Here is a 12,896-nt window from a genome sequence, read left to right as displayed (position 1 = left end):
CACGGTACCCATCGCAGGGTGCCGGTCTGACGGACGGCGCCGGATCCGGGCTGCCCTCGCCGATCGCCTCCGTGGCGGCACCGAGGTGCGCGCGGGTCCCCGCCTCGACGTCCGCTCTCGACTGGCTCTGCACCGTCGGATCCTTCCCGTTGTCCGCCCCCGAGCAGCCGGCGAGGACCGCCAGCACGGCGGAGGCCGCCACCACTGCGGCTCGTACCCTCATCGTGGCGACTGCCCGTGATCGAGAGTCACCTGGTCGTGGAGGCCGAGCACGATCCGGCCCTGGTTCTTCAGGCTCTCACTGCCCGGGGTCCAGTAGCCGCTGTGCCCGGAGGTGTCCACCTGGTAGCGGTTGGCGCCGAAGTCCTGGTCGGTCGGTTCGTTGTCGTGCACCCCAGGAATGCTGCCCGTCGCGCCGGTCATCGGGTCGTCCGCCGCGCCGCCCGCCCAGACGTGCCGGGGATCGAGTTGGAGTTCTCCGGCGGTGCCTACCGACATTCCGGGACTGCCGGCCGTCACGATGTCGTGTACGGCCAGGCCGTCGCCTCGGCTGGCCGCCTCGCCCACCACCACGCTGCCGTAGCTGTGCCCGATCACCGTGGTGTGGCTCGGCCCTGGATCGTGTGCGGCGTTCAGGCCGTTGACGAAGCTGTCCAGGGCCGGGGCGCCGGCCTCGGCGTGTCCGGTACCCATCGCACTGGTGTCGAATCCCGGGAGCGTCGTAGCCGAGCCAGGCGATCACCGAGACGCCGCCGGTCGTCGGGCCGCCGATCTGTTGTGCCGCTTGCTGCACCTCGGCCGCCCGGTCGATCTGCCCGCGCATGTTGTCGAGTCCGGTGCAGGTGCCGGAGACCAGTACGACGGTGTGCGTAGGCCCTCGGCCAGCGCGTCCAGCCGCTGTCGCAGCTTGCCCAGGTCGTCCTCCCACCAGTGCAGCAGGTTCTCCAGTGCGGTCCCGCTCTGCCAGCCGCGCAACTCCCGGGCCACCTGGCTGGTCCGGTTCCACATCCGTCAACTCCCGGTCGAGGCCCACCCGCAGCTCGGCCGCCACGCTGGCCTTCGCCTCAAGCAGTGCCGGGTCGACTCGTACCTCCGTAGCTATCGATACCCCTCCCCGGACCGGAGGGTAGCAGTGCAGGCACAATACGTGTCTCCGTCGGAAATCGGCGCCAGGTCGGGACCGACGAAGTGCAGCCGGTTCGGTCGCGCGCCGGTGCGGATGATGGCGCCGAGCGGGCACGGGCGCGGCGGATCGGCCTGTACGGGATGAGCGGCTCTCAGGCCGAGAGGTCGAGTACGCCACCGCAACTCGTACTGGGCTTCGGCAACCTCACCGAGGACGCCGTTCGCGACGCCGTCTGCATCATCGCCACGCTCGCCTAGGCCGTGTTTTAGGTAGCGGGAGAGTCTTGGGCGGATAGCTCTACGGCCAGTTCCATACAGCGCAGGCGGGCTGGGGAGAAGTCGTAGGGCATCTTGCCGACGGCTTCAAGTACGCTCATCTCCCGCCTGCCAGAGCTGAGGTCGGCCTCGTCCTCGCCGTGGTCGGCGGTAGCTGGGTGCAAAGTGTCCCAGGCGTCGAAGAGGGCATCGTCGTCCTTATCCAGGCCGGACTCCTCGATGACGGCCTGCAGGGCGCTTTCGAAGGCGTGCCGCTCGGCGGCCACTTGAGCCACCCGTGGATCATCGACGGCGACGCTGTCATCGAGTGCCTCCTCGGCGGCATCGATGCGGTCGGAATCCTCCCGCAGAGTGGGATGCGTGGCCAGGGCGACGAAGCGGGTGGCCTGGACGGCCGCGCCGAGCGGGCCGAAGATCCGCTCAGTGACCAGCAGAGTGTCCAGGTCCGCCTGACGCAGGGAGCCTTCGGGCAGGCTCTTGAGGCGTTCGGTGACGAAGTCGGAGAGCAGGCCCATCCGGCTGCCTTCGGTGCGCATCCGCTGCACGGCGGTCCGTTGCCGCCGCAATTCCGCCTCCTGCTCGGCGAGGGTTTCCTCCAACCGCTCCAGGATGCCCGCGATACCGTCTCCGCTGTCCGCACCGGCGGAAGCCGTGCCGGTGGTAAAGGCGTCACGGATGTCGTCCAGGGCGATCCCGGCGTCGGCCATCTTGCGAATCCACAGCAGGCGGATCATGTCCTCGTACCCGTAGCGGCGGCGGTTATCACCGCCCCGCTCAGGCTCGGGCAGCAGGCCGATCTCGTGGTAATGGCGAATCGCCCGTGGCGTGCTGCCGGCGAAGGCTGCCGCGTCACCGATCTTGACCTGGCGGGGTGGCATGAAGGACGAATGCATGAGCAGGGGACCTTTCCTCAAGGGATCGGGACGTAAGTCCACTGGACCACATGCCGCTACGGAAGGTGCAACCCTGTACACACCGCCCCGCGCCAATGTCAGGAAATCTGCCCTTCCTCGCCCATTCCGGGTCGGCAAGCCGCAGCGATTTCAGCCGAGCCAGCTTGTCCTGCCTGGTGCCGGTCAGCGAGATGCGGTGGATGGTCGCTGCCCTGTCCGGATCGCCCTGCCCGTAGCGTGCGAACGCTGCCACGCACAACTGCCGCCCCACCTCCGGGCCGAACACCCGGGTGTCCTGCTGGGGCCGGTTTCCCTCCGGGGACAGGTCGATGATCCAACCTTCGTCGCAGGTTCGCCGCAGATACTCGCGCATGCCCTCGAAGGACTTGCCCTTGAGGAAGCTCGACGGGGTGACGAAGGCGACGATTCCTTGGGGCTCGGTGGGGTGAGCCTCGAACGCCTTCCAGAGCGCCCAGCGCCAGAAGCACCACGGCAGGCCGTAGAGGTCCGACTCGTACCTGCCGCCCCCAGGGACGCGGAACTCGTCGAGTGACGGACGGCCGGATGACGCGCCGGGAAGCAGGGGCACCTTCCGGCGTTCCTCGATCCAGGGAGCTCGGCCCCTGCTGTTCTCGACGTGTGGCGGGTTGCCGATGACCACCATCACCGGTACGTCCCGCTTGATGCGGTTGGCCTCCTGCCGAGCCCGCTCGATGACGCGGTACGCGGCTCGCAGCCGACCCTGTTGCTTGACCGGGTCCTCCAACGCATCGGTGAGAAAACGAACCTCGGAGGCGGGCAGTTCGGTCTTGAACTGGACCTGCATCGCCTGGTGAAGGCGGAGTTCGGCAACGGCGTAGGGCGCAGCCTGGATCTCGAAGCCGACGAGACGGTCCTGGAAGAACTCGCGAAGTCGGGGTGCCCTCGCTCCCTTGCCCTGTCTCTCGTCAATGGTGTCCGACACGCATCTCAGCACCTCGACGAGGAACGTTCCGGTGCCCATCGCCGGATCGACCACGAGCACGTCGTCAGCTGCGAGGCCCCAGGAGCGGTCGAAGCGGACCGTGAGGATCTCATCGACGAAGTCGACCACGGCAGCGGCAACCGGCTTGGGGGTGTAGTACGAGCCGCTGCGTCGCCGCAGGGCTGGATCGTATGCCGCGAGGAACCGCTCATAGAGATCCGCGTGGACGTCTGTCCGCCCGTCATCGAGCACGTTCCAGTCGATGCAGCCGATCACCCGGCGCAGAGTTTGGATTATGCGCAGTTCGTCGGCAGCTTCGTTGTCCGTCAGCACCGCCAGGGCACGGCCCATCAGTGAGTGCTTCTTGCCGAGCAGGCGGGCGATCTCGTGAAGGGGTGTCTGCTCGAAGGCGATCCCGTCTACTCGTGCGAGTAGCAGGGCGAAGGTCACTGTCTGCGCATAGGCGTCGGAGAAGCCGAGGTCGTCGAGGTCGGGGAAGAGCAGGTCGCGCCAGTCGGCCGCGAGCAAGGAGAGTTCCTCGTGGGCTACGTCCCGGGTGGGATCGCCCAGGATGGCGGTGACCTCGTCCCGGAGCAACCGGCAGAGGCCAGCCACCATGTTGATCAGCTGCGGAAGGGTGCGGGGCTGCTCCGGCTCCCACAGCAGAAACTGCTGGATGAGCGCCTCGAACCCGGATCCGTCAGTCCGCAGAGGCTGCCGGATGTCGAACGGATCTCCCTCCAGTTCAACCTCGGGACCGGCGAGGTCGCCGTAGCTGTATCGCGCCCATGTCACGCCATCCGAGTAGAGGACGTTCGGCAGCGCCTTCAGCTTCTCCCACTGCTCTCCCCCGCTGGGGTGCCATGGAGGGCAGCAACGGCTCCAGCCGAGCCCACTCGACATCCGTCAGATCACCAGCCACGCCAGCACAACCGCGGTCGGTTCCCCGGTCATCGCGACCGCCGCTCACCCCCGCCTGGCCACCACGAATCTGCTCGATCACATCGGCAGCGATGCACCCTTCTTCGACCGCGTTCTGGACACCGTCTTCCGCCCCTTCGCGCAGAGCGACACCGAGGGTGCGCTACCCACGCTGTACGCCCCCACGGCCGACATCCCGGGTAACAGCTACCCAGGCCCGGGCGGCTTCGGGGGAGTACGCGGCGCCCCGAAGCTCGTCGGCCGTTCCAAGGCCGCCCAAGATCCGGACGTCGCGCGCCGCCTTTGGGCACTCTCCGAGGACCTCACCGGGGTCAGCTTCTCCCTGCTGACGGCGCAGCGGCGGGGTGACCAGCACCAAAACCGGTCAGGACAGGCGTCGGCGTACGGCCGATAGTGTCACGATCGGCCGCTGAACAGGGTGAAGGCGGTTGGGGTTGTGCCACATCCGGTCCACATACGTCCGATCTACCCGCTGGGCTCAAACCAGATGATCTTGGCGCGTTCGGCCCCGCAGGCTGACTGTGTAAATTCAGGATTGACCGGCATGGGCGGCCCTTGCTGGCTGGTCATTGCTTCCCCCGCCGAGATGGTGAGCCAGGGCAAACGGCACTACCGTGCCCGCGAAGTGCGCCTACGCGCGGACCGAGTTGGGAATGCTTGCGCCGGCGACGAGCGCGGCGGGAGTAAGGCTGGCTGGTCGAGGGTGCCGAGGCTGGGCCCGAAGCGTGCGGCAAGAACGGCCGCACCGGCGTCCCCCGTTCGCAAGTTTAGTATGAACCTGCGGCCGTATTCTCTGTCACATTCCCGCGCTACTGTCCCCACCGTGGTGTGCCTGCTCACCCTGTTTTATCCGCTCGGCGACAATCCTGGCAGTCTCCTGCGCCTCGGACGCCGCCTCCGCCACGCCCTGGCCCGCCGCGAGCAGGCCCGCCGTGACAGCGGCCTCCACCTTCGCCCGGCTGTTAGCGACCTCTTTCATGATCGCCTTTTGTTCGGCCCGCTGCTGTTCGACCTCGACGAGCGCTTGTCTACCTTCCTTGTCTAATTCTGCGGCGTTGCCCAGGCGCGCCGCCGCGAGCTCGTTCCGTCGATCTCGCTCATCGCGGGCGGCTGCTGCCTCGGCGTGCAGCTTGCTCAGCAACGCACCGGCAGCCCGGTCGCGTGCGTCCAACGCCGGCCGGGCATCACGTTCGGCCTGGGTGATCTGTTCAGCGAGCCGGGCCGACTTCTGCTCGGCCGCGGTTTTGCGTTCGATCAGGTCGGCGAGCGCCCATCCGCGCAGGTCGGCATCGGCGGCGTCACGCCCAGCTTTCGCCTGATCATGCGCTTCTTGAGCGTCGGCGCGTTCCAGGACGAACGTCTGTCGGCGGGTCTCGTTGACGACGTCGCGCGCCCGATCGCGGTCGCCTTCCCGGGCAGTGGCAGTCGCCGCGGCATCCTTGGCCAGCTGGCGCAACCGCTGCGTGGACTCGGCTTCGGCCGCCTCCCGAGCCCGGACGCGCAGCAGCAGCGCGGTCCCGTCGTGGACGGCGCTCTCGCGGCTGGTGCGCGCGGCGCGATGACGCTCGTGGGCGTCCGCCACCGGCCGCAACGCCGCCACAGCACCAGCCGCGAAGTCACGCTCCAGCAGCATCGCGTGCCGATCGCCGACCGTTCGTGCGTAGATGTCGAAGTTTCCCGCGACGCTCACCGCGTCCTCGGCGTCGAGGACGATCTTCAGCAGCCATTCGACGAACTCCCGGCTGGACTTGAACTTGAACGCGCTGGCCGCGTCGCCCTCGTCCGCGTTCATCCGTCGCTGGATCCCGAACAGGTCCGGTTCGATCCCGGTGTCCCGCAAATGGTCGGCCCAGGCGCCTACCTCCGCGCCGACCCAGGTCAGCTGGGTGATCGGTGCCGCGCGATCGATCTCCTGCAGCGCCTCGCGGAACCCCTCCAATCGCAGCCGCCGGCCGTCGGCCGTGAACGGCAGGGTCTCGATCTCCACGCCGTGGTGCGGGCGCAGCGACCACCAGTGTTCGGCCAGACGGTCGGCGGCCGAGCCGCTCCGTCGCCGCTGCAGCGTCTTTCCGGTGATGACACGGTCACCGGTGCGGACATGCATCCATTCCAGGACGACGTGCGCGGCGTCGTCGCCGAGGACGAACTTCTCCATCACCGCGGCCGACCCGCCGACGGCGTTGCGCCGGCCCGGCAACACGACGGAGAAGAGCAGCTTGAGCAGCACGCTCTTGCCTCCGCCGTTCTCCAGCAGCAGCAGGCTGTACGGACTAGGGCGCCGCACGGTCGTACTGGACAGGCTGCCCTGCCCGGCGATGATCTGCCCGACACCGGACAGGTCCAGCGTGACGTCCGTGTACCGGGCCCCGCGCGGGCCGACACAGAACAACCGGACGCGGTTGAGCTCGTACATCGTCTTCTCCCTACAGCTGCGCCAGCGACTCGGCCGTCCAGCCGACCGTGACGGTCCCGGTGCCGTCGCTGATCTCGGTGATCCCGAGCCGGAGCAGCTCCTCGAACATCACCACGCCGGCCTCGCGGACCTGGGTGCGGTAGCGGGGTGTGGTGCGGAAGGTGCCGCGGCGTTCATCGCCGGTGCGCACGAGAAGTCCTTGATCGGCCAGGAAGGTCAGCGCTTTGCTCACGATTCCCGTCGTGCTGCTGGCCAGTTTGCGGCCGTCGCCGGTGCTGCCGGTTCGTGCCCGCCGGGTGTAGACACGCCAGGCTGCCTCCAGCCCCGGCTGATCGGGCGCGACGTCCGCGGTGTCGGTTTCGACGGCCGCCTCAGCGAGACGGCCGGCCGCTTCACGGACGAACGCCTCGACGCCGTCGACGGTGATCCGACTCAGATAGGTCTCGTTGGCGAGGTCGGCCGGCCGAGGAAAGGCCAACGTCGCCGTGCCTAGGTGGGCCAGGGCGTGGAGGACCCGCTCGGACGCTTTGCCCTCGCCTCCGGTGCGGCGGGCGTAGTCGGTCATCTTCACCGCGAAGACGCTGTCCTCGGTGGAGCCGACCACAATGCCGCTGCGGTCGCTGATCTCCAGGACGACCAGGTCGAGTCCCGTAGCGACCGCCTGGACCGCCGCCGCGAAGTCGTCATCGGTGCGGGCGCGCAGGACGAGGTCGCGGTACGTGTCATCGCGGGCCGGTACGAGCTTGGGTCGGAACCCGTAGCCAACCAGCCGGGCCGCATCTGCCGTGAGCTGCGCTGCGGTTGTCACGCGGCATCCTCCTCCGGTACCGACGTCGAGATGCGAGAAACAGGGCGGTCGGCGGCGTACACACGCTCGATGGCGGCACGCGCCACGAGGAGGTCGGCTCCGCCGTACTCCGGATCGTGCAGTGGCGTGCCATCGTCGACGGCGATAAAGACGCTGGATGCCTGATGACGCATCGCCGGGTTGATTTCCTGCGCGGCGAGCGCAATGACCCGGACCACGACGAGCGCGGCGAGTTCCGGGTGCCGGGTGCGGGCCTCTTCCAGCAGGCCGGACAGCCTCCGCGGCGCTTCCACATCCAGATCGAGCAGTTCGTCGAGCAGCTCGTAGCACTCGGCCGGGAAGGCGGGTTCCTCCACGACCTCGTCGAGATCGGGGTCCTCGATCTCGCCGCCGAGCAGCTCCCGCTCGGTCGGCGCGGTCACCAGCGCGGTGAACAGGTCGACCAGGCGCAGCGCCGGCGGAACCCGCACGCCGACGCCGCGCACGAAATACGCGGCGAGGACATCGTCGGCATGTGCGACCGGCAGCGCGAGGACCGGCACGAGTAACTGGGCGTGCAGATCCAAGGCTGCCCCGGCGCTGCCCGGGGCGAACGTCTGCCGGTCCTGCTGCGCCCGGAACCGCCGACCCGCACCCTGCAACGCTGCCTGCAACTGTTCATGCCGGCGCAGGCAGTCACGGACGACCTCGACCAGTTGGGCGGCCTGCAGCTTGCGGGCCGCGGTATCGGCGGTGTCACGCGCCTCGGTGATGTTGACGAGAATCGCGTTCTCCGCCTTGTAGCGGGCCTCGATGTGCTCGATCGCCTCGGCGATGAACTGCGGCATCTCGTGCAGCCAGTCGACGGTGCGCACATCGCGCTCGGTCGCTTCCAGACGCCGGCGCAGCTTCTCCCCGTACTGAATGGTCCGGTAGCGGGCGGCCTGGGCGGCAGCCTGAGCGTCGGACAGCCGGCCGCGCCGGATCAGCGTCTCCAAGCGCAGGTCCGCGGCGATCTGGGCCGACTCGATGTCGATTTCGAGCGCACCGACGAGCACGTTGACTGCCTCGTTCGTGGCCCGCAGGAAGATCCCGCCGTCCAGCCCAGAGACCTCTTCCAGCAGCTTGAAGTCGAACGCGTAGCGGCTGTAGCTGCCATCGCCGGCGGTCATGCCGTACACCGCGCGGAAGCCCCGGTCGGTCGAGCCGACGTTGAGCAGGTTCTCCAGCACCCACCGGGCAACCCGTCGGTGTTCGGCTTCGTCATGGTCGGGTGCCTGACGAGCGACAAAGCAGGAAAGATCAGTTTCAATACGCTCGGGCGGAGCCCCCGCGTCGAAGTCCATCGCCAGGGTGACCAGATCGATGGCGTTCAGCGCTAGCTCGCTCATATGGTAGACGGAAAAGTCCCCGGTCTGGACCTGCGTCTTGCGGTTGTCGAGATCGTGCAACGGTGCAGTGCAGGCCAGCGCCTTGACGCGCTGAGCAAACCCGACATCACTCACTGTTTCCACCAAGGTGCGAAGAGCGCCGTTCGTGACACAGCGAAGGCCGCTCAGAAAACACGCGAGGCGTTGAGCGTCGCTCGCGGTCGCCACGAGGATGCCAATCGGGATCTTCAAGCTGTCCTCGACCCGGCCGCCCGGCTGACCGCGAACGAGCTCGTCCAGGTGGCGCTGTCCACCGATGCTGTCGACATCGACATGCTGGACGGCAGCGCCGACGCGCTGGCCGAGCGGTTGCACGACGACGACGTGAGACGCGGGCTGGAGCTCGACGAGCTACGCGACGCTCAGCGCGAGGACCAGCGCCTGCTCGACGCGCTCGGCGATGGCGGCCTGCTCCCGCCGCGCGTCGAGGTCGAGGCGAGCCTGGAAGCCCTGCGAGCCGCCGGTGTCGGGGCGCACGCCGGCTGGCGCTACCTGGCCGAGAACGTGCCCGCCGCCGAGCGCGGCCAGGTGATCGAAGCGCATCCGCAGCTGGCCGACGGCGTCGTCATCGTCGACCCCGCCGCCATGCCCGCCGCCCGCCAAGCGCTGAACGCCGCGCGACTGCTCCCGGCCGCCGCAGTGGCCGTCGGCACCGGCGCCCGCATGTTGACCACCGCCGCCGAGCAGCCCGGTTTCGATCCGGCCGAGGGCGTCGGCGAGCAGTTCGTCGTGCAGCCCAACCCGGCGCTGTTCGATGCCGAGGCCGCGGAGATTAAACGTGGCCAACTCCGCGAGACGATGGAACTCCGCGGCAGCGAGATCAACTCTGTCACCGCCACGCTGACGAGCCTTCGGGAGGTTCAGACTGAGCTGGCCGCCTGGCGGCGAGGTTGTCCTGCTGGACGGCTCGACGAGCTACGCGAGACCCTTACCACCCGTGAGCAGGAGCTGGCGGATGCCGAGGAAGCCGACGGAATCGCCGTTGCAGCAGCCGAGGCGGCTGCGACGCTCTGTGAACGGATTGAGGACGAACTCCGAGATCTTCGCCCGGTCGAACGGGTCGCCGCTGACCGGGCGGGGGAACTGGACCGGCTCGCGACAGCCGTAGCGGCTACCGAAGAGCAGCGCAAGCGACTGCCCGAGATCGACGATGCGATTACCTTGGGCGAGCGGACCGCCGAAGAACTGACCCAACAACGCGACCGAGCGCAGGAGCAGGCGACCGAGGCCGCACTGGCCGCCGAGAACGCGAGCGCCCGTGCCGAGCGTCACCGTGCCGAAATGGGCGACGTTGTCACCTCCACCGGTGAGCACGCCGCGACAGTGCCAGCCGACGACATCCCGATGCTGCGCTCCGCCTATCAGGCTGCGGCAGCCGCCTACGCCGCGGTCGAGGTTGGCCAAGACCTGCGCGCCGCAGCCGACACCGCGGACTCCGATGCGGCACGGCTCCGAGCCGACGTCGACGGCCACGACCCGGACGACATCGCCCGCGCATCGGAGCTGCTGAGAAGTCCGGACGGCGCGGATGCGGCCGGTCGGCAAGCCGCCATCGCGCGAACCAAGCGTGAACGGACTCGCTGCGACGAAGCCATGAGCGCCGCCAAAGAGAAGGTCGGTGTGGTCACCGGAGAGCTGAAAGCGGTGACACCGTCGGACAACCGCAACGTGTGGATCCAGCTGCCCGAGGAACGCCGGCCCACCAGTGTTGAGCACGGCCGGCAGTTGCTGACGGCAGCGATCGCTGCGCAGCGGGCCGGCCAGCAACGCTACGAGGAGGCATTCGCCGAGGCAACTCGCCTGCAACAGCGCGCTGGCGACGCCGGCGAGGCGACCCGTGCGTTCGGTGCGGTCGGTGAGCCCCTGGCAGCCCGGCTGGACCAGCCCGACGTTGACTTGGATACCGGCTTTGTTGAACCGTACGCCGGCACCTCGGAGCAAGCCCGCATAGCCGCCGCAGCAGCGCAGGAAAGGCTGCGGGAGACCATGGCAGCCGAACGGAGCGCGCATCAGGAGGTGATCCGGCTCGTCGACGTGGCGGTGCGTCTGGCCAGCGAACCGAAGTTCGAGGCGATGACCAACGTCGCCCGGCGCGCCCTTGTCGGCCTCGCCCGGGAACAGCTGGCGGCCCGCGCGGGCGAGTTCGCCACCCAACTCGAACAGCGCCTGGCCACCCTCACCAGCGACCTCGACTCCGCCAGCCGGCACCGCAAGCTGATCGTCGACCGACTGGCCGCGCTCGTCGACGGCGCGCTCAAAACCTTGCGAACCGCATCCCGGCTCTCCAAACTGCCCGCCGGTCTGGGCGAATGGGAAGGCAAAGAGTTCCTGCGCATTCGCTTCGCCGAACCCGATCCGAGCCTGCTCACCGCCCGGGTCGGTGAGGTCGTGGACGAGTTGTCCGCTACGGCCACCGGACGGGCCGGCAGCGCACCTGCACCAAAGCGGGACGGCCTTGCTCTGCTGCTGCGCAGCATCGAGGCAGCCGTGCCGAAGGGCTTCCTCGTCGACCTCCTCAAACCCGACGCGGTCCTGCGTGACGAACGAGTGCCGATCGAGAACATGAACGAGGTGTTCTCCGGTGGGCAAGAGCTGACTGCCGCCATCGTGCTCTACTGCACGATGGCGGCCCTCCGGGCCAACGAACGCGGCCAGATTCGGGCCCGGCACTCTGGCGTGTTGTTCCTGGACAACCCGATCGGCAAGGCCAGCGCCGAATACCTGCTGGAACTGCAACAAGGCGTCGCGGCGGCGCTCGGCGTGCAACTGGTGTACACGACCGGGCTGTCCGACGATCGCGCCTTGTCGGCCTTCCCCCTGTGGGTGAGGATGCGCAACGACGCCGACCTGCGGGCCGGACTGAAACACATTCGCGTCGCCGAGGTTGTGCGCCGCCAACTGCCCGAGCCGTTCCCTGACAACGACCTATCGCCGAGCGGTACGGCGTTGGGTACGGTCACCGCCACGCGTGTCTACCGCAGGCCCGTATGAGCATCGGGACACCCCTCGCGTCGCCAGCTGACCATCCGCTGAGCCCGCGCGCCGCGCGGCTGGCCGCCGAGCTTGAAGCCTGGGGCAGGCGCACCATCACGCTTGCCGAGCTCTGGCCGCTGTTCGCCCGCGCTGACCCGGCCTCAGCCACCCGGCCGACCCGCCGCGCTGATCTTGCCGCCACGATCGCCGTACTGGCCACGGCCGGCATGGTGACGACGTCGAGGAACCTCGACCGAACGGCCGAACCGCCGCTGCCGGCGAGGCTGACGATGTCTCAGCCAACGGCAACGATGTCCGCCGCCGCCCTCGCCCTGGCGGTGCCGTGGCGCCCGGAGCTCGCCTGGGCGGCCACGGCGCGGCTCACCGTCGGGCAGGTCGGCGTGCTCCAAGTCGTGAACACCTGGCTGCGCGACCACGGCCGGGACAACGACGTCCTGCCCCTGCGAGAGCGATCCCTGGATCTGTTCGGGTACGAGAAGCGACTCGACGCTCTGCTGGGCACGTCGCTGTTCGGACCGGACCGTCTCACCCTGCGAATGCTGCGCACCTTCCGATCCCATCCGCCGCTTCCCGTCCGCCGCATCGGCGACGGCCCAATCCTGCTGGTCGTCGAGAACGCCGACACCTTCGACTCCCTGCGCAGGGCGCTGGCCGCCGCCTCCAGTGCGGTCGGGCACATCGCATGGGGTGCGGGCGCGGCCTTCGAGGCATCGGTGCTCAGCATCGGCGAACTACCCGAGGTGCGCGACGTCGCCTACTTTGGCGACCTCGACGCCGACGGGCTGCGCATCCCAGCATCGGCCGCCGTGTCGGCCGCCGTCGAGAAGCTACCTCCTGTACGCCCAGCCCACGGACTCTACCAACTGCTACTCGATCAAGGTCTTCCGCAACCAGGGCAGAGGCCGGTTGACCCGCACCGGGCCATCGAGCTCGCGAGCTGGCTGGGCAAACCAGCGGCGACGGTCGAAGTTCTGCTGGTTAGAGGGCTGCGCATCCCACAGGAGGCCGCGTCGGCCAGGATGCTCGGCCACACGGTTGACAGCTGGATTGCAGACTTGCGCTGACCCCTTGG

The 12,896-nt window shown here is 68.6% G+C and carries 8 protein-coding genes and 1 pseudogene; 2 read left to right on the top strand and 7 right to left on the bottom strand.

Going from position 1 to position 12,896, the window contains the following annotated elements:
- Positions 1–219 precede the first annotated feature (219 nt).
- From ACQEVC_RS34905 to ACQEVC_RS34875, 7 genes and pseudogenes are all read right to left on the bottom strand, one after another.
- Positions 220–693, bottom strand: a complete 474-nt coding sequence (locus ACQEVC_RS34905) for an alpha/beta hydrolase (protein ID WP_432886443.1) — start codon at positions 691–693, stop codon at positions 220–222.
- A 76-nt stretch (positions 694–769) separates the two neighbouring features.
- A pseudogene (locus ACQEVC_RS34900) lies at positions 770–928 on the bottom strand (hypothetical protein); the annotation flags it as partial.
- 463 nt (positions 929–1,391) lie between these two features.
- Positions 1,392–2,294, bottom strand: coding sequence for a MerR family transcriptional regulator (locus ACQEVC_RS34895; protein WP_432886441.1), 903 nt, complete (start codon positions 2,292–2,294; stop codon positions 1,392–1,394).
- Complete coding sequence (locus ACQEVC_RS34890) at positions 2,251–4,161, bottom strand: N-6 DNA methylase (RefSeq protein ID WP_432886439.1); 1,911 nt, start codon at positions 4,159–4,161, stop codon at positions 2,251–2,253. Before ACQEVC_RS34890 ends, ACQEVC_RS34895 begins: the two co-directional genes overlap by 44 nt.
- An 835-nt stretch (positions 4,162–4,996) precedes the next feature.
- Positions 4,997–6,613 (bottom strand): hypothetical protein, encoded by a 1,617-nt coding sequence (locus ACQEVC_RS34885; protein ID WP_432886436.1) that lies wholly within the window; start codon positions 6,611–6,613, stop codon positions 4,997–4,999.
- A gap of 10 nt (positions 6,614–6,623) precedes the next feature.
- The gene (locus ACQEVC_RS34880) at positions 6,624–7,421 is read right to left on the bottom strand and encodes a hypothetical protein (protein WP_432886434.1); all 798 of its coding nucleotides are present in this window, start codon (positions 7,419–7,421) and stop codon (positions 6,624–6,626) included.
- Entirely contained in the window at positions 7,418–9,145 is a 1,728-nt protein-coding gene (locus tag ACQEVC_RS34875) for a hypothetical protein (RefSeq protein WP_432886432.1), read from the bottom strand. The genes ACQEVC_RS34880 and ACQEVC_RS34875 overlap by 4 nt, the downstream gene beginning before the upstream one ends.
- On the opposite strand from ACQEVC_RS34875, the gene ACQEVC_RS34870 reads away from it, so the two are divergent.
- Positions 9,071–11,821 (top strand): hypothetical protein, encoded by a 2,751-nt coding sequence (locus tag ACQEVC_RS34870; protein WP_432886429.1) that lies wholly within the window; start codon positions 9,071–9,073, stop codon positions 11,819–11,821. The two genes, ACQEVC_RS34875 and ACQEVC_RS34870, sit on opposite strands and share 75 nt — an antisense overlap.
- Positions 11,818–12,888, top strand: coding sequence for a Wadjet anti-phage system protein JetD domain-containing protein (locus ACQEVC_RS34865; RefSeq protein WP_432886427.1), 1,071 nt, complete (start codon positions 11,818–11,820; stop codon positions 12,886–12,888). Before ACQEVC_RS34870 ends, ACQEVC_RS34865 begins: the two co-directional genes overlap by 4 nt.
- Positions 12,889–12,896 lie beyond the last annotated feature (8 nt).

Origin of the sequence: Plantactinospora sp. CA-294935, from assembly GCF_050936445.1 — a bacterium.
Taxonomy (GTDB): domain Bacteria; phylum Actinomycetota; class Actinomycetes; order Mycobacteriales; family Micromonosporaceae; genus Plantactinospora.
This window is presented reverse-complemented; position numbering and strand designations above follow the sequence as displayed.

Excerpts from the sequence above, each read along its gene's own strand:
- ACQEVC_RS34890 (WP_432886439.1), bottom strand. The coding sequence starts at position 4,161 with ATGTCGAGTGGGCTCGGCTGGAGCCGTTGCTGCCCTCCATGGCACCCC.
- ACQEVC_RS34885 (WP_432886436.1), bottom strand. The coding sequence starts at position 6,613 with ATGTACGAGCTCAACCGCGTCCGGTTGTTCTGTGTCGGCCCGCGCGGG.
- ACQEVC_RS34895 (WP_432886441.1), bottom strand. The coding sequence starts at position 2,294 with ATGCATTCGTCCTTCATGCCACCCCGCCAGGTCAAGATCGGTGACGCG.
- ACQEVC_RS34865 (WP_432886427.1), top strand. The coding sequence starts at position 11,818 with ATGAGCATCGGGACACCCCTCGCGTCGCCAGCTGACCATCCGCTGAGC.
- ACQEVC_RS34905 (WP_432886443.1), bottom strand. The coding sequence starts at position 693 with ATGGGTACCGGACACGCCGAGGCCGGCGCCCCGGCCCTGGACAGCTTC.